Annotated in this window: 21 protein-coding genes, 3 tRNA genes and 1 riboswitch; of the genes, 15 read left to right on the top strand and 9 right to left on the bottom strand. The window is 68.9% G+C overall.

The features are described 5' to 3' along the window. Positions 1–6: 6 nt before the first annotated feature. Positions 7–546, top strand: a complete 540-nt coding sequence (locus ACFWYW_RS33710; RefSeq protein WP_379612502.1) for a PadR family transcriptional regulator — start codon at positions 7–9, stop codon at positions 544–546. Between the two features lie 43 nt (positions 547–589). Here ACFWYW_RS33710 and ACFWYW_RS33705 read toward each other — a convergent pair whose 3' ends face one another. Further along, the gene (locus tag ACFWYW_RS33705; RefSeq protein WP_379612503.1) at positions 590–2,557 is read right to left on the bottom strand and encodes a M3 family metallopeptidase; all 1,968 of its coding nucleotides are present in this window, start codon (positions 2,555–2,557) and stop codon (positions 590–592) included. A 166-nt stretch (positions 2,558–2,723) separates the two neighbouring features. Here ACFWYW_RS33705 and ACFWYW_RS33700 point away from each other — a divergent pair. The 4 genes from ACFWYW_RS33700 (at position 2,724) to ACFWYW_RS33685 (ending at position 3,663) form a co-directional block, all read left to right on the top strand. Beyond that, a tRNA-Gln gene (locus ACFWYW_RS33700) sits at positions 2,724–2,795 on the top strand. A 42-nt stretch (positions 2,796–2,837) separates the two neighbouring features. Beyond that, positions 2,838–3,419: a hypothetical protein gene (locus ACFWYW_RS33695; RefSeq protein ID WP_379612504.1), complete on the top strand. Its 582-nt coding sequence runs from the start codon at positions 2,838–2,840 to the stop codon at positions 3,417–3,419. A gap of 78 nt (positions 3,420–3,497) precedes the next feature. After that, a tRNA-Glu gene (locus tag ACFWYW_RS33690) sits at positions 3,498–3,573 on the top strand. Between the two features lie 17 nt (positions 3,574–3,590). Next, positions 3,591–3,663: transfer RNA gene (locus tag ACFWYW_RS33685), tRNA-Glu, on the top strand. A gap of 474 nt (positions 3,664–4,137) precedes the next feature. Here ACFWYW_RS33685 and ACFWYW_RS33680 read toward each other — a convergent pair. Genes ACFWYW_RS33680 through ACFWYW_RS33670 form a run of 3 tightly spaced genes read right to left on the bottom strand, consistent with a single transcriptional unit; the run spans position 4,138 to position 5,923 of the window. Then, positions 4,138–4,494, bottom strand: a complete 357-nt coding sequence (locus ACFWYW_RS33680) for an antibiotic biosynthesis monooxygenase family protein (protein WP_379612505.1) — start codon at positions 4,492–4,494, stop codon at positions 4,138–4,140. Between the two features lie 35 nt (positions 4,495–4,529). Beyond that, the gene (locus ACFWYW_RS33675) at positions 4,530–5,303 is read right to left on the bottom strand and encodes an SAM-dependent methyltransferase (protein ID WP_379612506.1); all 774 of its coding nucleotides are present in this window, start codon (positions 5,301–5,303) and stop codon (positions 4,530–4,532) included. A 14-nt stretch (positions 5,304–5,317) separates the two neighbouring features. Beyond that, positions 5,318–5,923 (bottom strand): HD domain-containing protein, encoded by a 606-nt coding sequence (locus tag ACFWYW_RS33670; RefSeq protein ID WP_379612507.1) that lies wholly within the window; start codon positions 5,921–5,923, stop codon positions 5,318–5,320. Between the two features lie 112 nt (positions 5,924–6,035). Here ACFWYW_RS33670 and ACFWYW_RS33665 point away from each other — a divergent pair, with 112 nt between their 5' ends. Continuing rightward, positions 6,036–7,655: a heparinase II/III family protein gene (locus ACFWYW_RS33665; RefSeq protein ID WP_379612508.1), complete on the top strand. Its 1,620-nt coding sequence runs from the start codon at positions 6,036–6,038 to the stop codon at positions 7,653–7,655. 84 nt (positions 7,656–7,739) lie between these two features. Beyond that, the gene (locus ACFWYW_RS33660) at positions 7,740–9,260 is read left to right on the top strand and encodes an N-acetylmuramoyl-L-alanine amidase (protein ID WP_379612509.1); all 1,521 of its coding nucleotides are present in this window, start codon (positions 7,740–7,742) and stop codon (positions 9,258–9,260) included. Between the two features lie 65 nt (positions 9,261–9,325). Here the strand turns inward: ACFWYW_RS33660 and cimA are convergent, their stop codons facing one another. Together cimA and ACFWYW_RS33650 are read right to left on the bottom strand one after the other, a co-directional pair. After that, a complete protein-coding gene (cimA, locus tag ACFWYW_RS33655) occupies positions 9,326–10,900 on the bottom strand; it encodes a citramalate synthase (protein ID WP_379612510.1) in 1,575 nt (524 codons plus the stop codon). A gap of 193 nt (positions 10,901–11,093) precedes the next feature. Next, a complete protein-coding gene (locus ACFWYW_RS33650) occupies positions 11,094–11,741 on the bottom strand; it encodes a DsbA family protein (RefSeq protein ID WP_379612511.1) in 648 nt (215 codons plus the stop codon). A gap of 132 nt (positions 11,742–11,873) precedes the next feature. Between ACFWYW_RS33650 and ACFWYW_RS33645 the strand changes: the two genes are divergently transcribed. Together ACFWYW_RS33645 and ACFWYW_RS33640 are read left to right on the top strand one after the other, a co-directional pair. After that, positions 11,874–12,461, top strand: a complete 588-nt coding sequence (locus ACFWYW_RS33645; RefSeq protein ID WP_379612512.1) for a Uma2 family endonuclease — start codon at positions 11,874–11,876, stop codon at positions 12,459–12,461. A gap of 14 nt (positions 12,462–12,475) precedes the next feature. Further along, entirely contained in the window at positions 12,476–13,120 is a 645-nt protein-coding gene (locus tag ACFWYW_RS33640; protein ID WP_379612513.1) for an O-methyltransferase, read from the top strand. Between the two features lie 116 nt (positions 13,121–13,236). On the opposite strand, the gene ACFWYW_RS33635 is transcribed toward ACFWYW_RS33640, so the two are convergent. Both ACFWYW_RS33635 and ACFWYW_RS33630 read right to left on the bottom strand, forming a co-directional pair. Further along, a complete protein-coding gene (locus ACFWYW_RS33635; RefSeq protein WP_379612514.1) occupies positions 13,237–14,334 on the bottom strand; it encodes a branched-chain amino acid aminotransferase in 1,098 nt (365 codons plus the stop codon). Positions 14,335–14,664: 330 nt separating this feature from the next. Next, positions 14,665–15,720, bottom strand: coding sequence for a 3-isopropylmalate dehydrogenase (locus ACFWYW_RS33630; RefSeq protein ID WP_379612515.1), 1,056 nt, complete (start codon positions 15,718–15,720; stop codon positions 14,665–14,667). Positions 15,721–15,819: 99 nt separating this feature from the next. Then, positions 15,820–15,965: riboswitch (cyclic di-AMP (ydaO/yuaA leader) on the top strand. Positions 15,966–15,992: 27 nt separating this feature from the next. Between ACFWYW_RS33630 and ACFWYW_RS33625 the strand changes: the two genes are divergently transcribed. After that, positions 15,993–16,604: a C40 family peptidase gene (locus tag ACFWYW_RS33625; RefSeq protein ID WP_379612516.1), complete on the top strand. Its 612-nt coding sequence runs from the start codon at positions 15,993–15,995 to the stop codon at positions 16,602–16,604. 238 nt (positions 16,605–16,842) lie between these two features. On the opposite strand, the gene ACFWYW_RS33620 is transcribed toward ACFWYW_RS33625, so the two are convergent. Beyond that, the gene (locus ACFWYW_RS33620) at positions 16,843–18,294 is read right to left on the bottom strand and encodes an ROK family protein (RefSeq protein WP_379612517.1); all 1,452 of its coding nucleotides are present in this window, start codon (positions 18,292–18,294) and stop codon (positions 16,843–16,845) included. Between the two features lie 342 nt (positions 18,295–18,636). On the opposite strand from ACFWYW_RS33620, the gene ACFWYW_RS33615 reads away from it, so the two are divergent. From ACFWYW_RS33615 to ACFWYW_RS33595, 5 genes are read left to right on the top strand one after another with little or no spacing between them, the layout of a single operon-like run. Then, positions 18,637–19,731, top strand: a complete 1,095-nt coding sequence (locus tag ACFWYW_RS33615) for a sugar ABC transporter substrate-binding protein (protein WP_379612518.1) — start codon at positions 18,637–18,639, stop codon at positions 19,729–19,731. Further along, positions 19,732–20,442, top strand: a complete 711-nt coding sequence (locus ACFWYW_RS33610) for an ATP-binding cassette domain-containing protein (RefSeq protein ID WP_379612519.1) — start codon at positions 19,732–19,734, stop codon at positions 20,440–20,442. It abuts the gene before it with no gap. Continuing rightward, positions 20,439–21,614: a sugar ABC transporter permease gene (locus tag ACFWYW_RS33605; RefSeq protein ID WP_379612520.1), complete on the top strand. Its 1,176-nt coding sequence runs from the start codon at positions 20,439–20,441 to the stop codon at positions 21,612–21,614. Before ACFWYW_RS33610 ends, ACFWYW_RS33605 begins: the two co-directional genes overlap by 4 nt. Then, positions 21,611–22,480 (top strand): ROK family protein, encoded by an 870-nt coding sequence (locus ACFWYW_RS33600; RefSeq protein ID WP_379612521.1) that lies wholly within the window; start codon positions 21,611–21,613, stop codon positions 22,478–22,480. The genes ACFWYW_RS33605 and ACFWYW_RS33600 overlap by 4 nt, the downstream gene beginning before the upstream one ends. 10 nt (positions 22,481–22,490) lie before the next feature. Continuing rightward, a complete protein-coding gene (locus ACFWYW_RS33595; protein WP_379612522.1) occupies positions 22,491–23,303 on the top strand; it encodes a class I SAM-dependent methyltransferase in 813 nt (270 codons plus the stop codon). Positions 23,304–23,822 lie beyond the last annotated feature (519 nt).

Below are 23,822 nucleotides of genomic sequence, written 5' to 3'. Positions count from 1 at the left end.
GCGCCCATGGCAAGTGGCGGTGACCTGACCCTGACGATCCTGGGGTTCCTCGACGAGCGGCCGATGCACGGCTACGAGCTCAGGGCCAGGCTCAACGCGCTCAGCGGCCACCTGCGCCCGGTCAGCGACGGTGCGCTCTACCCGGCCATCGCCCGGCTGGAGGCCAAGGGCCTGGTCGAGCGGCACGAGGAACAGGGCACGGCGGCGGCGCGGCGGCTCGTGCTGACGCTGACGGACAAGGGCAGGCAGGAACTGCTGCGCCGCCTGCGCGAGCCCACCGACATCGAGATCAGCGACCAGACGCGGTTCTTCGCGCTGCTGACGTTCCTGTCGGCGCTGCCGGACGCGGCCGAACGGGCGCGGGTGCTACGGCGCAGGCTCGACTTCCTGGAGACCCCGGCCAGCTTCTTCTACGACGGCGAGCGGCCGGTGCGCGCCGAGGACGAAACCGACCCCTACCGGCGGGGGATGCTGCTGGTCGCGCGGGCCACCGGCGCCGCCGAGCGGGAGTGGCTCAGGAACGAACTGGGGGCGGAAAAGAGGTGAGGAGGTACGGCAGGCCCCGCCGTACCCCCTCAGAAGGGACTTTCTACACCAATCCGCGACGTTCAAGCAGCGGGCGGATGCTGGGCTCGCGGCCGCGGAAGTTGCGGAAGGCGGTCAGCGCGTCGAGGCTGCCGCCCTTCGACAGCAGCTCACGGCGGAAGTGGTCGCCGTTCTCGCGCTTCAGGCCGCCGTTCTCCTTGAACCACTCCACGCTCTCGGCGTCGAGCACCTCGCTCCAGATGTAGGAGTAGTAGCCGGCGCTGTAGCCGCCGGAGAAGATGTGCGCGAAGTAGTTGGTGCGGTAGCGCGGGAGCACCAGCGGGAAGGCGATCCCGGCCGACTCCAGGGCCGCGGCCTCGAACGCCCGCGCGTCCTCGACCGTCTCGCCCGCGGCCAGCTTGTGCCAGGCCCAGTCGAGCAGCGTCGCGGCCAGGTACTCCACGGTCTGGAAGCCCTGGTTGAACTTCTCCGTCGCCTGCATCTTCTCCACGAGCTCGGCGGGCATCGGCTCGCCCGTCTCGTGGTGCTTGGCGTAGTTGGCGAGGATCTCCGGCCAGGTCGCCCACATCTCGTTGACCTGCGACGGGTACTCCACGAAGTCGCGCGGCACATTGGTGCCCGACACCCTCGGGTAGCGCACCGCGGAGAACAGGCCGTGCAGCGCGTGCCCGAACTCGTGGAAGGCCGTGTTGACCTCGTCGAACGTCAGCAGCGTCGGCCCGTCGGCCGGCTTGGTGACGTTCAGGTTGTTCATGACGACGGGCAACTCGCCGAACAAGTAGGACTGGTCGACCAGGTTGTTCATCCACGCGCCGCCGCGCTTGGTCGGGCGGGCGTACGGGTCGAGCAGGAACAGGCCGAGCTGCGAGCCGTCCTCGTTGGCGACCTCCCAGACCGAGACGTCCTCGTGGTAGCCCTTCAGGTCGGTCCGCTCGGTGAAGCGCAGCCCGTACAGGCGGCCGGCCGCGTGGAAGATGCCGTCGCGGAAGACCCGGTCGAGCTCGAAGTAGGGGCGCATCGCGTCGGCGTCGAAGTCGTACCTCGCCTCGCGCACCTTCTCGGTGTAGAACGACCAGTCCCACGGCTCGATCGCGAACCCGGCCTGCTCGGCCAGCGCCTCCGCTTCCTTCTTCGCGTTGCGTACGGCGGGGCCGACGAGCTGGCCGAGCATCTCCTCGACCGCCTCGGCCGTCTTGGCCGTCTGGTCGGCGACGCTGTAGGAGGCGTGGCTCGGGAAGCCGAGCAGCTTCGCGCGCTCGGCGCGCAGGGTGGCCATCCGGACGGCCAGCTCCAGGTTCGCCGGCGCCCGCTCCACCGACAGCGTGTACAGCTTGCGGCGGGTCTCCCGGTTCGTCAGCTGCGCCAGGCCGGGCTGGTTGGTGAAGTTGAGCAGCGGCAGGACGTACTTGCCGTCCTTCTCCAGCGCCTTCAGCCGCACCTCGTCGAAGCCGTCGAGCTCGGCGGCGTCCTCGACGACCAGCGCGGACTCCTTGGCCGCCTTGAGCAGGTTCTGCGAGAAGTCGGTGGACAGGGTGGAGAGCTCCTCGTTGAGCCGCTTGAGCCGCTCCTGGTCGCCCTCTGACAGGTCGGCGCCGGCCCTGATGAAGTCCTCGCGGTACTTCTCCAGCAGCCACGACTCCTCCGGGTCGGAGGTGTTGACCTGCTTGATGCGCGCCCACAGCGCGCGGTCGAGCCGGATCTCGTCGCTGTGCTTGGTCAGCTTCGGCGAGATCTCCTTCTCGATGGCCATGATGCCGTCGGTGGAGTCGGAGGAGACGATGCTGAAGAAGACCATGCCCGTGCGGCCGAGCACACGGCCAGAGCGCTCCAGCGCCGCGATCGTGTTGTCGAACGTGGGCGCCTGTTCGCTGTTCGCGATCGCCGCGACCTCGGCCAGGTGCTCGCTCATGCCGCGCTCGAACGCGGGGAGGTAGTGCTCCTCCCGGATAGCCCCGAAGTCAGGCAGCTGATAGGGCAGGCTGCTGGGTGAAAAGAACGGGTTCTCTGCCAACGTTCGAGCTCCTCGTGCGGTGGTTTTGTCCTCCTTCAGCTTGGCATGTCACGGGGGCTGCCGGGTGCCGCCGACGCCCGGTTCGGCAATCGTTTTGGTGGTGACCGCCAAGCTGGGCTATTCTTTCGGACGTCGCCAAGGCGAGCTCCGAAGGGGTTCGTTTCGGTGGGGTATGGTGTAATTGGCAGCACGACTGATTCTGGTTCAGTTAGTCTAGGTTCGAGTCCTGGTACCCCAGCTTTGACGGATGTCCTCTCACCGGGGCATCCGTTTTCTGCTTATGGAAGAGTTTCGTATTCGCCCGGGTTCCTTCCCCCGCCTCGCGCTGGCCTTCGCCGGACCGCTGCTGCTCTTCTTCCTCGTCTGCCTGCTGCTGGGCGCCATCCTCACCGGGTCCACCGTCGGCGGCGTGCTGCTGGGGCTGCTCGCCGCGGGGGCGCTGGTGGGGGTCCTCGTGGTGAAGCACCGCAGGCTGGTCTCGGGGACCGTCGTGCGGTTCTCCGACGCGGGCGTGGAGCTGACCGACGCGCGTGGCTTCTTCGTACGCCTGCTGTGGGCCGACATCACCCGGGTGGGCGTGGTGGAGACACAGAGTGCCGATCCGCGCCGGATCGGGCGGGTGGGGGGACTGCGGGTGCGCGCGCAGCCGTTGCGGGCGACCGGTCTCATCGGCTGGGGCACCCGCCGTACACCTGAGCGGCTGCCGGGGTGGATGCGCGCGCGACTGGCCGCCGTTCCCGTCGATCCGGCGACCGGGCGGCCCGAGGTCGCCATCCCGCTGGGAGAGCTTGATCCGTTGTGGGAGCGGGGGCCGATGGGGGCCTGGATCCGGCGGTACCGGCCCGATCTCATGGGCTCTTAAGCGGTTTGGAGTGCTCCTCGGGGTGCGGTAGAGTTACCTGCGTCGCCGGGGAGACCCGGCGAAATCACTTGTGGTCAGGGTCCCGTCGTCTAGTGGCCCAGGACGCCGCCCTCTCAAGGCGGTAGCGCCGGTTCGAATCCGGTCGGGACTACCACTGCCACAAGTCATGAAGGTCCCGTCGTCTAGTGGCCCAGGACGCCGCCCTCTCAAGGCGGTAGCGCCGGTTCGAATCCGGTCGGGACTACTCTCTCATTAAATTCTTCTGTCTCTTTTTCTGTTACGGCAAGCCTCCCTACCGCCACCCGCCGTCGCGGGCTCAGGCCGATCGTGGGGGTCGCTTCTCACGTCGGACGTGGTCCCCGCCGCAACGGCCCACGTGAACCGGTTCCCACGCCCCACCCCGGCCGCCGTCCCCCGGCGCCGCCCACCACCGCGACACACCCCGCCGTCTCGGCGCCCTGGGAAAACCCGCAGAACCCCCCGCCGCCTGACAACGCCTCCGCGCGCCGCGAAACCCCCACAACCCCCGCCGCCTGCCGCCGTCTCCTGACGTCGCTGCGGGCCTCGTGAAATCCCGCAGCCACCCGCCCTTGGCCGCTGTGCCGGTGGTTCTGTCATCGCGCCGGAGCCCGCTGTCTCGCCAGCCGGGCCCCTGGCCGGCCACCCGAGCGCTGCGCCATCGCGGCGGTCGGGTGGGCGGTGGGGCGGTGGTGTGTGGCTAGCTCTTGGGGCCGGCGCTCTGGATTACCTCGAATGACCAGACCTGTGAGCCTGTCGCCGCGGGGCCGCCCTGGCCGTGGCCGTGGCCCTGGGCGCCCTGGGACTTGGCGGCTTCCGCTGCCTGGGCGTGGCCGCGCTGGAAGGCGGGGCCCTGCTGCCAGGCCACGAAGTCCTCCTCGCTGCGCCAGCGCGTGTACACGAGGTACTGGTCGGTCCCTTCGAGCGGCCGTAGCAGCTCGAACCATTCGAACCCGTCGGCCGAGTCGACCATCCCGGCGCGGTTGGCGAACCTCTTCTCCAGGTCCTCGCGCATCTCGGCGGGAACGGTCAGAGCGTTGATCTTCACGACAGCCATGTGCCAACCCTATGCGCGCGGGGCTTCGCCCCCTTCTACGGCTTGCGGGCCAATCCGCAGAACTCGTCCACGACCGGACCCGGCGTGCCGGTGGGACGCCAGCCGGGGCAGGAGACGACGCCGGGCTCCAGCAGTTCCAGGCCCTCGAAGAAGCCGGCGATCTGGTCCGGATGGCGCAGGTGGTACGGGACGGAGCCGCTCTGGTTCCAGATGGCGATGGCCGCCTCGAACTCGGGGCCCTTGATGACGTTGGTGCCGTCGGCGATCGCCACGTAACTGCCCGAGGGCAGCGCGTCGACCAGCGTGCCCACGATGGCCTTGGCCTGGTCGTAGTCGGGCAGGTGTCCGAGGATGTTGAGGAGCATCAGCGCCACCGGGCGCGACAGGTCGAGCGTGGTCTCGCTGGCCCCGGCCAGGATCGCCGCGGGCTCGCGCAGGTCGGCCTCGATGTACTGGGTGAGCCCTTCCTCGCTGCCGACGAGCAGCGCGCGGGCATGGGCCAGGACGATCGGGTCGTTGTCCACGTAGACGACGCGGGCCTCCGGGGCCACGCGCTGGGCGACCTCGTGCGTGTTGTTGACCGTGGGCAGGCCGGTGCCGATGTCCAGGAACTGCCGGATCCCGGCCTCGCCCGCCAGGAACGTCACGGCACGGGTCAGGAAGCCCCGCGACTCCTGGGCGATCGGCACGATCTCCGGGAACACACGCGCGAACTGGTCGCCGATCTCACGATCGATCTCGTAGTTGTCCTTGCCCCCGAGCCAGTAGTTCCAGATTCTCGGCGAATGGGACACAGTTTTATCGATCACGGGACAAACCTAAATCACGCGGACAGGAAATTCAGGGGGTTGGCGGCGAGTTTGCCACCGAACCCGGCGCGGACGAAGCCCCCGGCCACGCTGTCCGGCTTGCGGGTCCCCTGCTCGGTCATGCTCGCGGTGAACTCCTCGACGAGGTTCAGGCGCGGGTAGAGCCGCAGGACCTCGTGCTTGACCGGCTCGGGAATCTCGTCGGTCTGGCGGCCGGAGATGTCCATGGCGGTGGAGAGCTCCAGAAGGTGGCCCTCCGGGTCGTCGTTCACGTCCACCTCGGCCCACATGTGGCGCACGATCACCTCGGCCGCCCGCTTCCTGCGCTCGGCCGGCCAGCCCGCGCCGGCGCCGAACACCCAGGCCACGTTTCCGCCCGCCGCCTCGAAGGCCACCGTGTGGCTGTCGAACTCCTTCGTCAGCCCCAGATCGTGCAGCATCGCCGAGACGTAGAGCAGTTCGGCGTCGAAGGGGATGGCGTGCTCCTGGCCGTAGGCCGCGGCGAACAGATAGGCGCGGACGGAGTGGTTGAGCAGCGACGACGTGTGAAACTCGGTCGCGACCTCAAGCGCGAGACGGCAGGCGGCGGTGTCCGGGATCAGGATGTCTGCGTAGTTCACGAAGACAGCATGGCATCGAGCCGCTAACGATCGCGCACCCGGCTTGACCTCTTGATCGCCGGTCCGAGAGCATGTCTCGCTCCCGTGAAGACACCCTCGGAAGGACACCGGCGTGCGCCGCCTCGCGATCCCTCTTGCCCTCATGCTCGCCACCACCGGGCTCGGGGCTCCCGCGCAGGCCGCCGACAAGGTGAAGCGCACCGCTCAGTGCCAGGGCGACTGGATCCCGGGCACGCCCACCGCCGAAGACGTGATGAACGGGGAGATCTCGCTGGTCGGGCAGCCGGCGTACAAGCTCGGCAAGAAGATCAACTGGGGCGCTAGCCCGTACCGGAACAGGTCGTGGGAGTTCGTCTTCCACTCGCTGCGCTGGGTCGGCACTCTCGTGGTCGGTTACGAGAACACCGGTGAGGCACGTTACCTGGAGCGCGCCAAGGAGATCACCAAGGACTGGGTGGCGAGCAACAAGCGCGGGGCGAGCCGTACCAAGCCGTATGTCTGGAAGGACCACCCCACGTCGCTGCGCACGCAGGCGCTCGTCTGCCTGAGCATGCACGTCAAGGACGGCTGGCTCACCGGCAGCCTGAAGGAGCACGCGAAGCTGCTGTCGGACGCCCGGCTGTACAAGAAGGGGCACAACCACGGCATCGACCAGGACATCGCGCTCATGGCGATCGGCTGCCGGCTGGAACGGCGCGACTGGGCGTCGCTGGCGATCAAGCGGCTGACCGGCACGGTCAAGCTCGACGTGGACTCCCAGGGCGCGCTCATGGAGCAGGCGCCGCGCTACGCCGTCTACGTGTACGGCAGGCTCCAGGTCGCCATGACCAACATGCGCGACTGCGACCGCAAGGTGCCCGGCGAGATCGCCAAGCGGACCGAGGCGCTGAAGTCGTTCGTCGCCCACTCCACCGAGCCCAGCGGCTACATGGTGCCGATCGGCGACGGCAGCGCCGAAACCGAGCCGAAGATGGAGACCGGCACGCCCAAGGAGAAGGTCAAGGTCTACCGGGCGGGTTACGTCTTCGGGCGGACCGACTGGACCAAGGAGGCGGCGTACTACTCGCTGCGGTTCGGGCCGGGGATGAAGTTCCACGGGCACGAGGACCACATGGGCGTCACCTACTACGCCGACGGGCGCGACATCCTGGTCGACGCGGGGTTCCACTCCTACGAGAAGAGCGCCTACCGCTACTGGACGCTCTCCCCCGAGGCGCACAACGTGCCCATGGTCGAGGGCGCGCGGTTCCGGCCGCGTACCGCCACGAAGCTCACCAAGGCGGCGTACGGCTCCGGCCGCCAGACTTTCCGGGTCGCCGACAAGGCGTACGGCGTCGGGCGTACCAGAAGTGTGTTCGTCAATCACGGCGAGGACGTGATGGCGGTGCGCGACAGTGCGGGCGGCGGGAAGAAGGTGCGCAACCTGTGGCGCTTCGACCCTTCGCTCACGGTTGTCTCCAATGGGGGCGGCAAGGTCGTGCTGGGTGACGGGAAGTACCGGGTCACGCTGGTGCAGCTGGCGGGGTGCAAGCCGGTCGGCGGGCAGAAGGTGGAGCGGGGCGGCAAGCGGGGCTGGGTCTCGCCGACGTACCTGTCGAAGAAGCCGGCCAGCGTGGTCGTCTCGCCGGCGGCCAAGGAGCTGGTGACGGTGGTCGTGCCGGGCACCGACGCGCCGAAGGTGTCCTGCTCGGGCGGCAAGGTGAAGGTGAACGGCGTGTCCGTGGTCTTCTGAACACGAGGGCGACGGAAAGTTTCAAGTAAACCCGGAGTGATGTCAATTATCGACATCTGTCAGGGATAGTCGTATCTTGCGGCCATGAGGGCTACTCGAACCCCCCGATTAGTGCTGCTCGTGACGAGCATGATCGCCATGCTCACCCTCGTCCTGCCCACCACGACCGCCCGCGCGAGCGCGCAGGCCGCCCCGCTCGGCGACGCCTTCGCCCAGGCCGCGCAGACCTACAAGGTGCCCCGCGACCTGCTGGCCACCATCGCCTACGCCGAGACCCACTTCGACGGGCACGCCGGCGCGCCGAGCGCCAGCGGCGGCTACGGCGTCATGCACCTGGTCAGCAACCCCACCGCCAAGGTCCTGGAGAAGGCCGCCGAGCTCACCGGCCTGTCCACGCGGGCGCTCAAGCGCGACGCCGCGGCCAACGTCAAGGGCGGCGCGGCCGTGCTGCGCGCCTACGCCGACGAGCTCGGGCTGGCCGCCGACGCGGCGCTCGGCGCCTGGTACCCGGTCGTCGCCAAGTACAGCAACGCCGCCGACCCGGCCACCGCCCGCCTGTACGCCGACACCGTCTACGACTTCCTCGGCAAGGGCCTGACCGGCACCGCGGGCGCCGAGCAGATCAGCGTTCCCGCCCAGATGGTCACCGCCGAGCGCGGCGCGTACGAACAGGCACAGGATCTCACCGCGATGGCCGCCCTCAGCCCCGACTACCCGCCGGCCGCGTGGGTCGCCGCGAACTCCGGCAACTACACCGCCTCCAGCCGCGAGTCCAGCTACAACATCGACCGCGTGATCATCCACGTCACGCAGGGCTCGTACGCCGGCACCATCTCCTGGTTCCAGAACCCGAGCGCCAACGTCTCCGCCCACTACGTGATCCGCTCCTCCGACGGCGCGGTCACCCAGATGGTCCGTGACAAGGACGTCGCCTGGCACGCCGGCAACTGGAGCTACAACACGCGTTCCATCGGCATCGAGCACGAGGGCTTCGTCGACAACCCCTCGTGGTTCACCGACGCCATGTACCGCAGCTCCGCGGCGCTGACCGCCTACCTGTGCAACAAGTACGGCATCCCGAAGACGCGCACCGGCATCATCGGGCACAACGAGGTCCCCGGCGCCACCCACACCGACCCCGGCCGGCACTGGGACTGGAACAAGTACATGCAGTACGTCACCGGAGGCGGTGGCACCACCTGGTCCACCATCGTGGACAACACGACCGCCGACCGGTTCAGCTCCAGCGCCAACTGGGGCACCTCGACGTACTCCACCCAGCGCCACGGGCCCGACTACCGCTACGCCGAGCCCGTCGCCGCCAGCGACCCGGCCTGGTACAAGGTCAACATCCCCACCTCGGGCACCTACAAGGTCGAGGTCTGGTACCCGGCACTGCCCGGCTACAACAGTTCGGCCCCGTACATCGTGGCCGCCTCGGGCGGCAACCAGACGGTCTACGTCGACCAGCGTTCCGGCGGGGGCGGGTGGCGGAGCATCGGCACGTTCTCGCTCAACGCCGGTGACTACAACGTGGTCGGGGTGAGCCGCTGGACGTCCGGCGTCGGCCTCGTGATCGCCGACGCGGTCCGGATCAGCAAGTAACGGCTTTGGGGGTACGGCGGCGCCGTACCCCCAAAAGTCCTTAACACGCGGCCCTTTACGGCCTGCTACAACTCGCGGCCCGCGCGCAGCAGACCATAGGTGACGGCCTGCTCAAGGGCCTGCCAGGAGGCGTCGATGATGTTCTCGTCCACGCCGACCGTGGCCCACTCGCCCGTCGCGTCGCTGGTGGTGATGAGGACGCGGGTGATGGCGTCGGTGCCGTGGGTGCCCTCGAGTATGCGGACCTTGAAGTCGATCAGCTCGACCGCGGCCAGCTCGGGGTAGAGCTTCTCCAGGCCCAGGCGGACCGCCTTGTCGAGGGCGTTGACGGGGCCGTTGCCCTCGCCGGTGGCCACGATGCGCTCGCCCTTGGCGTGCAGTTTGACGGTGGCCTCACTGACCAGTTCGCCGCCCTTGGTGCGCTCGACGATCACGCGCCAGGACTCGACCTCGAAGTGGCGCCTGCGCTCGCCGTGCAGGGTGTCGCGCAGCAGCAGCTCGAACGAGGCGTCGGCGGCCTCGAACGTGTAGCCCTGGGACTCCAGTTCCTTGACCCGGTCGACCAGCTCCTTGGAGGTCTCGGCGGACAGCTGGTAGCCCAGCTCGCGGCCCTTCAGCTCGACGCTGGCCCGCCCGGCCATGTCGGAGACCAGCATGCGCATGTCGTTGCCGACGGCGGCGGGGTCGATGTGCTGGTAGAGGTTCGGGTCCACCTTGATGGCGCTGGCGTGCAGGCCGGCCTTGTGCGCGAAGGCGGACATGCCCACGTAGGGGGCGTGCGAGTTCGGGGTGACGTTGGTGACCTCGGTGATCGCGTGGGCGATCCGGGTCATGTCCTGGAGCGCGGCCGGCGGCACGAGGTCGAAGCCGCGCTTGAGCTGGAGGTTCGCCACGACCGTGAACAGGTTCGCGTTGCCGGAGCGCTCGCCGTAACCGTTGGCGCAGCCCTGCACGTGGGTCGCGCCCGCCTTCACCGCGGCCAGCGTGTTCGCGACCGCGCAGCCGGTGTCGTCGTGGCAGTGGATGCCGACGCGGGCGCTGGTCTGGACGGCCGCGTTCACCACCTCGGCGAGCTCGTCGGGGAGCATGCCGCCATTGGTGTCGCACAGGGCCACGACGTCGGCCCCGGCCTCGGCCGCGGTCCTGAGGACCTCGAGAGCGTAGGCTGGATTCGACTTGTACCCGTCGAAGAAGTGCTCGGCGTCGAGGAAGACCCGCTGGCCCTCCGCTTTCAGATGAGAGATGGTGTCGCGGATCATCGCGAGGTTCTCACTGAGGGTGGTGCGGAGGGCCAGCTCCACGTGCCGGTCGTGGCTCTTGGCGACAAGAGTCACGACCGGCGCGCCGGATTCGCGCAGTGCGGCGACCAAAGGGTCATCGGCTGCCTTCATGCCTGCCCGGCGGGTCGCGCCGAACGCGGCAAGCTGCGCGTGCTTCAGGTCGAGCTCTGTTTGAGCCCGCCTGAAGAACTCTGTGTCCTTGGGGTTGGCGCCAGGCCAGCCCCCCTCGATGAAACCGACGCCCAGGCTGTCCAAGTGGCGCGCGATCGACAGCTTGTCGGCCACCGTGAGGTTGAGGCCTTCTTGCTGTGCGCCGTCGCGCAGCGTGGTGTCGTACACGTGGAAGCGGTCGTCGGCCATCTGATTGGTCTCCCGAGGAAATGAAAAAGACCCCTCACGGACGTGAGAGGTCTGCGCGCTGGCGGTGTCCTTTGTCAGCCAGCGCGCCTGCCGATAATGAGCAGACCGTAGAACATGGTGATGCCGAGTGTGCCACATGGATTCACCATCTGGCACGCTGGTCTCACGTTCTGGGACATTCTTTGTACGGAGCTCAGACGGTGACGCCGTCGCCGCCGGTGATGAGCTGCTCCAGAGCCTTCGGGTCGAAGGCGACGTCACCCAGCATCTGGCCGTTGAACAGCACCGTCGGAGTCCCGTCGAGGCGGACGCCGTCGTTCTGGCTGACGTGCTGCTTGGCGAAGGCCTGCGTGGCCACGCACTCGTCCACCGAGGCGCCCGCCTTACGCGCGGCGCCCACCAGCTCGTCCGGCGTGAACCCGCTGGCGGTGCCGTGCGGGGCCGGTTGGATGGCGTAGAGCTGGTCGCGGAAGGCCAGCCAGTTGGCCGCGGGCACGCAACGGGCGGCGGCGGCCGCGCGGACGCTGTTGGAACGCATCGGCTCGTCCCGGAAGATCGTCACCGGGTGGAAGACCACCTTCACGCTGCCCGCCTTGGCCAGGCGCTGGAGCGTGGGATCCACGGCGGCGTGGAGCTGCTTGCAGACCGGGCAGTCGAAGTCCTCGTACAGATCGAGGACGGGCGCGGTCACCCCCGGCCTGGCCAGGACCATCGAGCCGTCCGGCTGGCGGGTGAGCTGGTAGGCGCCCTGTTTGCCACCCGGTTCCGCGAAGGCCAGGACGGCGACGACGGCAAGCACGACACACGCGGCAACACATGCCGCCACCAGCCTCTTGTTCATCGCAGGCGACCCTATCATTTGCGACATATTGCCCAGTTATTCGAACAAACTTGCGAGCTCTTTTCGTGGGCATTACCTTGGGTCGCGCGGCAATCACATTGCGTTCATCTCTCAGGAGGGGATGATGGAACCATGGCCAAGCTTCTCGCGCGTCCCACTGCCGAAGAGCATCCGTCTGACCACCACTACCGGGCGGCATGCAGGCTGTTCCCCGAGCATCGTGTCGAGCTCATCGACGGCCGGATCGTGGTGAACCCCGTGCCCACCGGACTCCACAACAACATCATCGCGCTGCTGCTCTTCCAGATCACCGGCTTCCTGGTGGAGAAGGACTGGCGGCCCTGGACCAACATCAAGCTGTTTCTCGGCACCCAGAACGACAGGTTCATCCCCGACCTCGTGATCGTCTCCAAGCGCCCGCGCATGTGGGGCGAGGACGAGGTGCACGCCGACGACACGAAACTGGTCGTAGAGGTCGTCTCTCCCAGCAGCGTCCACGACGACTATGTCATCAAGCCCAAGGCCTACGCGGCCGCGAAGGTTCCCGCCTTTCTCCGCATTGACCCGGCCAAGTCGACGGCCAGCCTGTTCACCCGCCCATCCGCCGACGGCTACACCGTGTTCGTCGAAGTCACCATGGGCGCGCCACTCGCCATGCCCGACCCATGGAACCTCATCCTCGACACGGCCAGACTCAACGACGCCGAGACTTCCGGCTGATCGACAATGACGCCATGAAGAACTTCGTGCTCGACCAGCCGATCGCCCAATACATCCACGAACACACCACCCGTCCCGATCCGCTCCTCGAGCAACTCGCCATCGAGACCCGCGCGGCCACCGGCGACCAGGCCAGCATGCAGATCTCCGCTTCCCAGGGCCGCCTGCTCACCATGCTCGCCCAGCTCGTCGACCCATCGGTGGCGGTCGAGGTGGGTACGTTCACCGGCTACTCCTCGCTCTGCCTCGCCCGTGGCCTGTCCGGCGGGCACCTCTACTGCTACGACGTGAGCGAGGAGTGGACCGCGATCGCCAAACGCTACTGGGAGGACGCGGGCGTCTCCGACCGCATCACCCTGACCCTCGGCCCCGCCACCGAAACCCTGCCCACCCTCCAGCGCTCCGTTGACCTGGCCTTCATCGACGCCGACAAGCCCGGCTACCCCGCCTACTACGAACTGCTCATGGAACGCCTGCGGCCCGGCGGACTGATCATGGTGGACAACACCCTGTGGACCGGTTACGTGGCCGACCCGTCGAGAAACGACGAGACCACAGTGGCGATCCGCGAGTTCAACGACATGGTGATGCAGGATCCCCGCGTGACCACGACCATCCTCCCGATCTCCGACGGCCTCACCCTGATCCGCAAGAACTGATCGGTTCCCGCCTTGTCAACGCCTGTCCATCCGGGTTCCTCCGGCCAGCCCACCAGGCGTAGCCGACCGCGCTGGACGTACGGGTGCTGCCCCACGGGTGCGGGGCAGCATGGGCGTTAGCTGATCTTGTGGATCCAGCTGTGGGGGTCGGGGCGGGTGCCGTACTGGATGCCGACGAGTTCGTCGCGGATGCGCATCGTGACCGGGCCCGGGGTGCCGTCGCCCACGGTCCAGGCGCGGTCGGCGCCCTTGACCGAGCCGACCGGCGTCACCACGGCGGCGGTGCCGCAGGCGAAGACCTCGGTCAGTTCGCCCGACTCGCAGCCGGACTGCCACTCCTCGATCGACAGGCGGCCCTCTTCGGCCTTCAGGCCGAGGTCGCCGGCGAGCCTCAGGATGGATTCGCGGGTGATGCCGGGCAGGAGCGTGCCGGTGAGGGCGGGGGTGAGGAGGCGGTCGCCGTACACGAAGAAGAGGTTCATGCCGCCCATCTCCTCCACGTACCGGTGCTCGTGGGAGTCGAGCCAGACGACCTGGTCGCAGCCCTGGGCGACGGCCTCGCGTTGGGCGACGAAGGCTCCGGCGTAGTTGCCGCCGCACTTGGCGGCGCCGGTGCCGCCGGGGGCGGCGCGGGTGTACTCGGTCGAGAGCCACACGGAGACGGGCTTGACGCCGCCGCTGAAGTACGAGGCGGCGGGTGAGGCGATGACCATGAAACGGTAGTTCTCTGACGGGTAGTTGACGCCGAGGCCGACCTGGGTGGCGATGATGAACGGGCGCAGGTAGAGGCTGTGGCCGTCGGTCGTGGGGACCCAGTCGCGGTCGGCCTGGACGAGGAGTTCGAGCGCCTCCACGAAGGTGTCTTCCGGCAGTTCCGGCATGGCCATGCGCGCGCAGGAGTGGTTGAAGCGGGCGGCGTTGGCGTAGGGGCGGAAGGTGACGATGGAGCCGTTCGCGTGCCGGTAGGCCTTGAGGCCCTCGAAGAGTTCCTGCGCGTAGTGGAAGACGGAGGTCGCGGGGTCGAGCGTGAGCGGTCCGTACGGCGTGAGGCGGGCGTCGTGCCAGCCGGTGCCCTCGGTGTAGTCGATCGAGACCATGTGGTCGGTGAAGGCCTTCCCGAACCCGGGGCTCGCCAGTACCGCCTCGCGCTCTGCCGCGGTGCGAGCGTGGTCGGATAGCTGCACGTCGAAGCTGAGCTTCTGAGAGGTGGTCATGACGGAGATCCTTCTCTTTCTCTGAGGACTACCCTGCATCCATTCTGCGCCGGATCGGGTAGAGGGAACTTACTGCATCTAAAAGGACGACCGTTAGGGCGCAACGAAAACGCCCGGAGGCTCTCGCGAGCCACCGGGCGTGGGTGGTCAGGCGGCCGCGAGTGCGCTGGGGGCGCCTGGGCCGCTTGTCAGGTCGGTACCGGGTGTTCACGAGCTGCGGGTTCGCGCGCTGCCCGCCGTACCTCCGCAGACTTGTGGTGAGGCCCCGATGGTGGGGGATCTCACGTTCTGCGGTACGGCGGGCCGCTCGTGGGCCGGTGGCCTGCGGCGTCAGGCGCCGCCGGATACTCGGGCGGCGATGTCGTCGCCGATGTCCCTGGTGGTGCGGGCGGCGGTGTGCGAGAGGCGCTCGACGATGTCGTCGGCGACGGCCCGCTCGACGCGGGCGGCCTCGGCGGCCAGCCCGAGGTGGTCCAGGAGCATGGCGACCGAGAGGATGGTGGCGGTCGGGTCGGCCTTGCTCTGCCCGGCGATGTCGGGCGCGCTGCCGTGGACCGGCTCGAACATGCTCGGCGCGGCGCCTTCGGGGTTGATGTTGCCGCTGGCCGCGAGGCCGATGCCACCGGCCACCGCGGCGCCGAGGTCGGTGATGATGTCGCCGAACAGGTTGTCGGTGACGATCACGTCGAAGCGCTCGGGCTGGTTGACGAAGAACATCGTGGCCGCGTCGATGTGCACGTAGTCGGTGGTGACCTCGGGGTACTCCCCGGCCACGCGGTCGAAGGTGCGCTGCCACAGGTCACCGGCGAAGGTGAGCACGTTGGTCTTGTGGACCAGCGTGAGCTTCCTGCGCGGGCGGCTCTGCGCCTTGGCGAAGGCGTAGCGGACGACGCGTTCGACGCCGTAGGCGGTGTTGATGGACTCCTGCGTGGCCACCTCGTACGGCGTGCCCTTGCGCATGGCCCCGCCGGTGCCGGCGTAGAGCGACTCGGTGCCCTCACGGACGACGACGATGTCGATGTTCTCGGCCGGTGTGTCGGCCAGCGGCGTCGCGACGCCGGGCAGGAGCTTGACCGGGCGCAGGTTGACGTAGTGGTCGAAGTCGAAGCGGATGCGCAGGAGCAGGTCGCGCTCCAGCAGGCCGGGCGGCACCTTGCGGGGATCGCCGACGGCGCCGAGCAGGATCGCGTCGTAGCCGCGCAGCTCCTGCAGCACGGAGTCGGGCAGGACCTCGCCGGTCCTGGCGTAGCGGTCCGCGCCGAGGTCGTACTCGGTGATGTCGAACTTGGGACCGACCGCCCCGAGAACCTTGAGGCCCTCGGTCACGACCTCGGTACCGATGCCGTCTCCGGGGATGACGGCCAGGCGAATGCTACGCGACTCCATGGGCGGTACCTTACCGGTTCGTCTCGCCTGCCGAGCAACCCATCTCATTTCTCGGACACTGCATTTTGCCCGATTTGCAAGCTTTTGACTGTTTCGTTAGAGTCCCACCAGCCTAATCCGCACACCGTAGTGCGGAGCCGGGGACCCACCTCCCCCATTGGGGCGAATCGGCGTTTACCACGTCGTAGGGCGACTTCCAGGCCCGAGCCCGACAGCTAACCCGGTAGGCCGTGTGGAAGGACATTCCCCTGTCTCGCATCATCGCGACCGCTGTGCTCTTCACCGTCACCGGTGTCACCGCGGCCACCCTCGCATCCCCCGCCACCGCATCCCCCGTATCCCCCGCATCCCCCGCATCCCCCGCTTCTCCCGTCAACACCGTCGACCCCTATGACGTCACGCTGACCAGCCAGGGCCTCAAGGAGATCCAGGAGCAGCGGACCCCCGAACCCGGCTGGCAGAAGGCCCTGGCCTACGCCATGGACAAGCGCGGCACCCCGTACGTCTGGGGCGGCACCACCAAACGCGGCTACGACTGCTCCGGCCTCATGCTCCGCGCCTACGAAAGCGCGGGCATCGAACTGCCCCGAACCGCCGCCCAGCAGTACTCGGCGTTCTCCAGAAAGATCAGCTGGAAGAACCTGAAGCCCGGTGACCTGGTCTTCTTCTCGGGGCTGGGGCATGTGGGCATGATCTCCCGGCCTGGGCACATGGTGCATTCGCCGCGTACCGGTGATGTGGTCAAGGAGGAAAAGCTGAGCGCCTGGCGCCGGCGCGCCTTCGTGGGCGCCGTGCGTCCGGATCCGGCGGGCGTCAAACTCACCACCCGGCTCGAAAAACTCCGCCAAGCGCCCGCACCCGTCATGCCCACCGCGACGCTGTGACGCGCGTCGTCTCCTGATCGTCGTCTGACAACGCCGATTCCACCGGCCCGTCGCGGCGGGCTCTGTCGTGGTTCCTCCCGTGCGTGGCTTCTCTCTCACGCACGGGAGGATCCACGCACGGGAGAGACCACGGTCTCTGTCGCGCGGGCCCTGTCGCGGCCCACCCCCGGACACGGTCGTCCAGCGGGGATGGCCGGCCGCCGCAACGAGCGCACTTACCGGCGGTACCCCGCTGATCTCAGCCCATACGGGTGGAGAAGATCAGGTCCCACGCGCGGCCCCTCGCATGGGCGACAGCGCCCAGCAACACGCCGCTGTCACCCAGAGCGCTGGCCACGATCGTGGGCCGCAGCGGCCCCAGTTCGCCGATTCGGCGTTGGATGGCGTCGCCCAGCAGTTCGAGGTTGTGTCCTACGCCGCCGGAGAGCACGATCACCTCCGGGTCCAGGACGGCGGCCACCGCCACGAGCAACCCGCCGATCCGCCGGCCCTCCGCCGCCACGACCGACAGCGCTGCCTGATCACCCCGTTCCGCGGCGGCGAAGATCTCCTTGGCCGTTCCCAGGGACAGTCCGGCGGCCCGCGCCGCCCGCACCACCCCCGGAGCCGCGGCAACGGTCTCGGTTGCCCCGTGCTCCCGCACACTCGCATCCCCCTGGTCCACGCCAGGGAACACCTCCCCCGCAGCCTGGGCCGACGCCCCAGTAACAGATCCGGCACTCGAAACCTCGGACGGCCGATCCGGAGCGGGCCGCGTACCGGGCGGGCGCTGGGTGTCGGGGAACCCCGCTTCGGAGGCGCGCCGAACGTCGGGTGCGGACGGCATCTCACCTGCGGACCCCGCGTCGGGAACGAGCGGAACATCCGGCGCAGACCGCGCGGCGGGCGCGGACCGGGTGTAGGGGCCAGGCGCGGTGTCGGGGCCAGGCGCGGCATCAGGGGTAGGGAGGTCGTCGGTGGCGGGGAGGTAGGAGACCTCGCCGGCGGCGCCCCTGGCGCCCACGTACAGTTCGCCGTTGACGACTATGCCCATGCCCACGCCCGTGCCGATGGAGACCAGGGCGAAGTTGGACTTGCCCCGGCCCTCGCCGTACGCGTGTTCGCCGACGGCGGCGAGGTTGATGTCGTTCTCGATGACCAGGTCGACGTTGAGCGCGGCGCGCAGGCGGTCGGCCAGGTCGGGGCCCGGGAGGTTGGGGGCGAGGTCCAGGCGGCCGGCGTTCTGGTCGTAGACGCCCGGGGAGCCTACGACGGCGCAGACGATCGCGGACCAGTCGAGTTCGGCCTCGTGGGCGGCGGCGCGGGCCAGGCGGGCGACGAGTTCGGCCAGTTCGGCCGACGTGCGTGCGGTGTTCCGTCCGTCGGTACGGCCGGCGAACGTCCCCCGGAGATCGGCCACCGCCACCCGGATCCAGTCGCGGCCGATGTCGATGCCGGCGACGTGGGCCGAGGCGGCGTTCACGTCGTAGAGGGAGGTTACGGGGCCGGGGCGGCCGGACACCTCGCCTACCAGGTGGACCAGCCCGTCTTCTTCCAGTCCTGCCAGGGCGGCGGAGACGGTGGGCTTGGACAGGCCGGTGACCTTGGCGAGGTCGGCTCTGGACGCGGGGCCCTCCCGGTGGAGTTGGTCCAGTAGGCGCCGCTCGTTCATGACCCGCAGCAACCGCGGGTTTCCCAGCTCGCTTCGCACCGCGACCTCCCCTTCACGGCAGACTCTAGCCAACGCGCGGGATAGTAAATTACCTTTCTTACCAACCACCTTCCACCATCCCGATCCACCGTTCCCCGGAAAGGAACGTCCGCCTGATACGCGCCGGGCAAGGGACAACTCCGCGAGACGCGAGAAGGCCAGGCACGGAGGAGCCCAAGCAAGGAAGGACAGCGCAGGGCAAGAGGGCAAGGTCGAGCGCGGCCGCCAAAGGACGGCAGGTCCGGCACAGGTGGGCCGGTGGAGAAGGGCTGGTTGGAAGGTACGTGGACCCGGGGGTCTGGCTGCACTCGAGAGGAACGATGTGCGATGCACCGAGGAGTGATGGTCCCCGTCACAGCGGCGATGCTGCTGCTGGCGGGGTGTGGCGGCGGCGCGGGTACGACGGCGAGCGCCCAACCCTCCCAAGCCGAACAGACAGAACAGACAGGACAGGCGGCCAAGAAGATCGCCCTCTTCCTGCCCGAATCCAAGACGACCAGGTACGAGGCCTTCGACCGGCCCCTGTTCGAGGCCAAGGTCAAGGCGCTCTGCGCGACCTGCGAGATCCTCTACAGCAACGCCGACCAGGACGCCGCCAAGCAGCAACAGCAGGTCGAGGCGGCCATCACCCAGGGCGCGAACGTGCTGGTCCTGGACGCCGTGGACGCCGCCGCCGTGGCGCCGCTGGTCAATCAGGCCAAGCAGAAGCAGATCCCGGTCATCGCCTATGACCGGCTGATCTCGGGGATCGACTACGCGTACTACGTGTCGTTCAACAACGTGCGGGTGGGCGAGATGCAGGGGCAGGCGCTGCTGGACGCGCTCAACGCCAAGGGCACGACGGCGAAGGGCGAGATCGTGATGATCCACGGCTCCCCCACCGACCCGAGTTCGGCCGACTACAAGAAGGGCGCCAAGAGCGTTCTGGACGGCAAGGTCAAGGTGGGCAGGGAGTTCGACACGCCGGACTGGAGCCCGGACAAGGCGCAGCAGCAGATGGAGCAGGCGATCACGGCGCTGGGCCGGGACAAGATCGTGGGTGTGCTGAGCGCGAACGACGGCATGGCGGGCGGGGCGATCGCGGCGATGAAGCGCGCGGGGTACGCGTCGCTGCCGCCGATCACCGGCCAGGACGCCGAGCTCGCCGCGATCCAGCGCATTCTCACCGGCGAACAGCACATGACCATTTATCTGAACATCAGGGCCGAGGCGGAGAAGTCCGCCGAGCTGGCCGTCGCCCTGGCCAACGGCGAGACCCCGCAGGCCCCGGCCAAGGTCAGCAACGGCACCGCCGACATCCCTGCCTTCCTCCTCGACCCCATCCCGGTCACCGCCGACAAGGTCAAGGACACGATCGTGAAGGACAAGTTCTACACGGTCGAGCAGATCTGCACCGCCGAGATCAAGGCGGCCTGCGAGAAGAACGGCATCCAGTAGATGATCTCCGCATCGGGGATCACCAAGCGGTACGGCGCGGTCCAGGCCCTCGACGGGGCGAGCCTGGACCTGCGTCCCGGCGAGGTGGTCGCGCTCATGGGTGACAACGGCGCGGGCAAGTCCACCTTGGTCAAGACCATCTCGGGGGTGGTCATCCCGGACGCGGGCACGATCGCCGTGGACGGCGCGCCGGTCAGGATCGGCGGCCCGCGCGACGCCCAGGCCCTCGGCATCGCCACCGTCTACCAGGACCTCGCCCTGTGCGAGAACCTCGACGTCGTCGGCAACCTCTTCCTCGGCGCCGAGAACCGCTTCCTGCGCCACATCCGGATGGAGCGCGCCACCCGCGACCTGCTCGGCCAGCTCGACGTGCGCATCCGCGACATCCGGGTGCCGGTCGCGATGCTCTCCGGCGGCCAGCGGCAGTCGGTGGCCATCGCGCGGGCCCTGCTCGGCTCGCCGCGCCTGGTCATCCTGGACGAGCCGACCGCCGCGCTCGGCGTGGAGCAGACCGCGCAGGTGCTCGCGCTCATCGGTCGGCTGCGCGAGCGCGGGCTCGCGGTGCTGGTCGTCTCGCACAACCTGGCCGACGTGCGCGCGGTGAGCGACCGGGTGGCCGTCCTGCGCCTGGGCCGCAACGCGGGAGTCTTCGGTACGGCTACCGCCGCCCAGGAGGAGATCGTCGCCGCCATCACAGGAGCGGGAGCATGAACCCGGACACGACGCTGCGCACGCCGTACCCCATGAAGGTGTTGAAGCGCGGTGACATCGGCGCGTGGCCGGTCGTCGGCGCGCTCGTCGCGATCGCGATCATCTTCAGCACGCTCAACGACCGGTTCCTCTCGGCGCAGAACCTCACCACGCTGGCCCTGCAGATGGCCGCGACCGGCACGATCGCGCTCGGCATCATCATGGTGCTGCTGCTGGGCGAGATCGACCTGTCGGCCGGATCGGTCAGCGGGCTGTGCGCGACGGTCATGACGATCGTCAACGTGAAGCAGGGCTGGCATCCGCTGGCCTCGATCGGGCTCGCGCTGGTGGCGGGGGCGGCGATCGGGCTGCTGCACGGGCTGATGCTGACCCGGCTGCGGATGCCGTCGTTCGTGGTCACGCTGGCCGGGCTGATGGGCTGGCAGGGGTTGCTGCTCTACCTGCTGCGGGAGGGCGGCACGATCAACCTGCCGTTCACCGGCTTCATCTCCAAGCTGAGCGACACCTGGCTGCCGGGCTGGCTGTCGTGGCTGGTGGTGGCGGGGCTGGTGCTCGGCTCCGGCGGCGTGAGCCTGCTGAACCGGGTCCACCGGTCGCGGGCCGGGCTGCCGGTCACGCCCGTGTGGTGGCTGGGGGCACGTTCGGCGGGGCTGGCGGTGCTGCTGGGCGCGGGCGTGCTGATCATGTCGGCCGACCGCGGCGTGCCGTTGCTGCTGGTCATCTTCGGCACGCTGGTGGTGGGCTTCGACCTCGTGCTGCGGCACACCGCCTTCGGCCGGCACGTCTACGCGGTAGGCGGCAACGCCGAGGCGGCCAGGCGCGCGGGCATCAACGTGACCAGGATCCGGATCCTGGCGTTCATGCTCGGCTCGACGCTCGCCGCGGCCGGAGGGGTCCTGGCGGCCAGCCGTCTGTCGGCGGTCAACCAGCAGTCGGGCGGCAGCGACGTCCTGCTCATGGCGATCGCCGCGGCGGTCATCGGCGGCACCTCGCTGTTCGGCGGGCGCGGCCGGGCCTACGCCGCGCTGCTCGGGGTGCTGGTCATCCAGTCGATCACCAGCGGTATGTTCCTGCTCAGTGTGGACTCCTCGGTCCGCCTCATGGTCACGGCCGCGGTGCTCGCACTGGCGGTCGCCATCGACTCCCTCGCCAGAAAGGGTCCTATCAGGTGAGCCAGGTGCTGGGCATCGACGTCGGCGGTACGAAGATCGCGGTGGGGGTCTCCGGCGCCGACGGGCCCGAGGTCACCGCGCGCGAGCGCCTGGACACCGGTCCCGACGCGCTCGCGCGGGCGCTGGCCGCCGCCCGCCGCCTCGACCGGCATCCGGCCGCGGTCGGCTTCTCGACCACGGGGGTGATCCGCGACGGCGTGGTACGGCTGTCGCCGAACGTCCCCGGCTGGGACGGCCTGGAACTGCCCAGGCTGCTGGCCGAGGAGTTCGGCGACATCCCCGTGGCCATCGACAACGACGTGAACGCCGCGGCCGCCGCCGAACTGCGCTGGGGCGCGCTGCGCGGCGTCTCCACCGGCCTCTACCTGAACCTCGGCACCGGCCTGGCCGCGGCCCTGATCGTCGGCGGCGCCGTGGTGCCGGGGGCGCACGGCGCGGCGGGCGAGATCGGCTACCTCCAGGTGGAGCCGGGTGAACCGGCGTTCGCCGACGGTCATGTGCCGCTGGAGGAGCGGGTGTCGGGCAGCGGCCTGGCCAGGCGCGCCTCGGCCCTGCTGGGCCGTCCGGTCACCACCGCCCACCTCCTCACCCACTACTCCCAGGCCGGTTCCGACGACGTGGTGGGGGATCTGGTGACGCAGGCGTTGCGGCTGCTGGCGGTCAGCGTGGCCAACCTGTGCGTGATGGTCGATCCCGAGCGCCTCGTGGTGGGCGGCGGGATGATGGGGGCGGCTGACGTGATCATGCCGGGGCTGGTGGCCGAGGTGCGGCGGGCCGTACCCTTCGCGCCGGAGGTACGGCAGGCGCGCTTCAGCGACGACGCGCCCTTGCTGGGAGCCCTCGCACTGGCCCACGCCGCGATCTAGCCTGGCGGGCATGGCGACGAAGGTACGGCTCAGTGGTGAGCGGGCCACGCTGCTGGCGACGTTGTGGGGGCGGGCCCTGGATGCCAGGTCGTCCGCCTCGATCCTGCACGACACGATGGCCCTCCAGGTCGTGGGGCAGATCGACTTCGACTTCCGCCGGACGGGGCTGCGGCCCGGCGAGGAGTACACGGTCGCGCTGCGGGCGCGGCAGATCGACGTGTGGGCCAAGGAATGGCTGGCCACGCATCCGGAGGCGACCGTTCTCCACCTGGGCTGCGGCCTCGACAGCCGCGCGTGGCGGCTGGATCCGCTGCCGGGCGTGCGGTGGTTCGACGTGGACTATCCGGACGTGATCGAGCTGCGGGAGAAGCTCTACCCGCGGCGCGAGAACTACGCGGCGATCGGCTCGTCGGTGACCGACCTGGCCTGGCTGGAGCAGGTGCCCGCCGACCGGCCGGTGCTGGTCGTCGCCGAAGGCCTCGTCTACTACCTGCGCGAGGACGAGGGACGCGCGCTCTTCCACGCGATCGTGGAACGCTTCCCGCGCGGCCAGTTCGTCTTCGAGACGCTCAGCCGCCGGGGCATGAAGCTGCAGAAGCTGAACAAGGCCATGCAGACCGCGGGCGCCAAGGTCCACTGGGGAATCGACTCCGTGGCCGAGCTGGAGTCGATCCATCCCAGGCTGCGGTGCGTGACCACGATGAGCGCCCTCGACCTCGACGGATACTCCGCGCTCGGCTTCAAGTACCGCCTGCTGGCGGGCCTGGGGCGGCTGATTCCCACCCTCAGGAAAATGGCGACGTTCTACCGCCTGAACTTCTAGCGGGAGGGGGCGCCGCCGTTGTCGCGCCGGTCCAGGGCGAACTGGACGGCTTCGGCCGCCTCTTCCTCGTGCTCGTCGGCGGGGTTCCAGGGATACATCTCGTACATGATGCGACTCATCTCATAACGCGGGCGTACTTCGAGAAGGAGGCCGGACCCCGGTCACGGGTCGGACCGAGCCTGGTCCAACCGATCCGGGTCACGGATCCGGTGGGAGATAAGGGTCTTAACGGCCGACGCAACGCCACACACCGCGGCGAGTGGTCAGCCTGCCCTAACAGGCCCCGCCGCGGCAGGTAATAAGTACGAGAACCTGGCGCATTGCCGCCAGCGTACCCCGGTATCTCGTTGGATGTCCTAGCATCTCGCATACTGAGACACGAAAAGGCGGCCGTCGTGTTCACGACGGCCGCCTTTCGCTGCGGGCTAGATCGTTGATGTGAAATTCGGGTTAGTGGTCGTAGGCGGTCAGGGACCGTTTTACGGGTGCGCCGGTGTTCCAGTTGTGCCAGATGGCGGC

It is taken from the genome of Nonomuraea sp. NPDC059023, assembly GCF_042740095.1.
Lineage (GTDB): Bacteria > Actinomycetota > Actinomycetes > Streptosporangiales > Streptosporangiaceae > Nonomuraea.
The sequence above is the reverse complement of the archived record's forward strand: the minus strand, read 5'-3'. Positions and strand labels throughout refer to the sequence as shown.

Bases quoted from the DNA above. Each gene is read 5' to 3' on its own strand.
- ACFWYW_RS33710 (WP_379612502.1), top strand. From the start codon at position 7: ATGGCAAGTGGCGGTGACCTGACCCTGACGATCCTGGGGTTCCTCGAC.
- ACFWYW_RS33695 (WP_379612504.1), top strand. From the start codon at position 2,838: ATGGAAGAGTTTCGTATTCGCCCGGGTTCCTTCCCCCGCCTCGCGCTG.
- ACFWYW_RS33680 (WP_379612505.1), bottom strand. From the start codon at position 4,494: ATGGCTGTCGTGAAGATCAACGCTCTGACCGTTCCCGCCGAGATGCGC.
- ACFWYW_RS33660 (WP_379612509.1), top strand. From the start codon at position 7,740: ATGAGGGCTACTCGAACCCCCCGATTAGTGCTGCTCGTGACGAGCATG.
- cimA (WP_379612510.1), bottom strand. From the start codon at position 10,900: ATGGCCGACGACCGCTTCCACGTGTACGACACCACGCTGCGCGACGGC.
- ACFWYW_RS33650 (WP_379612511.1), bottom strand. From the start codon at position 11,741: ATGAACAAGAGGCTGGTGGCGGCATGTGTTGCCGCGTGTGTCGTGCTT.
- ACFWYW_RS33645 (WP_379612512.1), top strand. From the start codon at position 11,874: ATGGCCAAGCTTCTCGCGCGTCCCACTGCCGAAGAGCATCCGTCTGAC.
- ACFWYW_RS33640 (WP_379612513.1), top strand. From the start codon at position 12,476: ATGAAGAACTTCGTGCTCGACCAGCCGATCGCCCAATACATCCACGAA.
- ACFWYW_RS33635 (WP_379612514.1), bottom strand. From the start codon at position 14,334: ATGACCACCTCTCAGAAGCTCAGCTTCGACGTGCAGCTATCCGACCAC.
- ACFWYW_RS33630 (WP_379612515.1), bottom strand. From the start codon at position 15,720: ATGGAGTCGCGTAGCATTCGCCTGGCCGTCATCCCCGGAGACGGCATC.
- ACFWYW_RS33615 (WP_379612518.1), top strand. From the start codon at position 18,637: ATGGTCCCCGTCACAGCGGCGATGCTGCTGCTGGCGGGGTGTGGCGGC.
- ACFWYW_RS33610 (WP_379612519.1), top strand. From the start codon at position 19,732: ATGATCTCCGCATCGGGGATCACCAAGCGGTACGGCGCGGTCCAGGCC.
- ACFWYW_RS33605 (WP_379612520.1), top strand. From the start codon at position 20,439: ATGAACCCGGACACGACGCTGCGCACGCCGTACCCCATGAAGGTGTTG.
- ACFWYW_RS33595 (WP_379612522.1), top strand. From the start codon at position 22,491: ATGGCGACGAAGGTACGGCTCAGTGGTGAGCGGGCCACGCTGCTGGCG.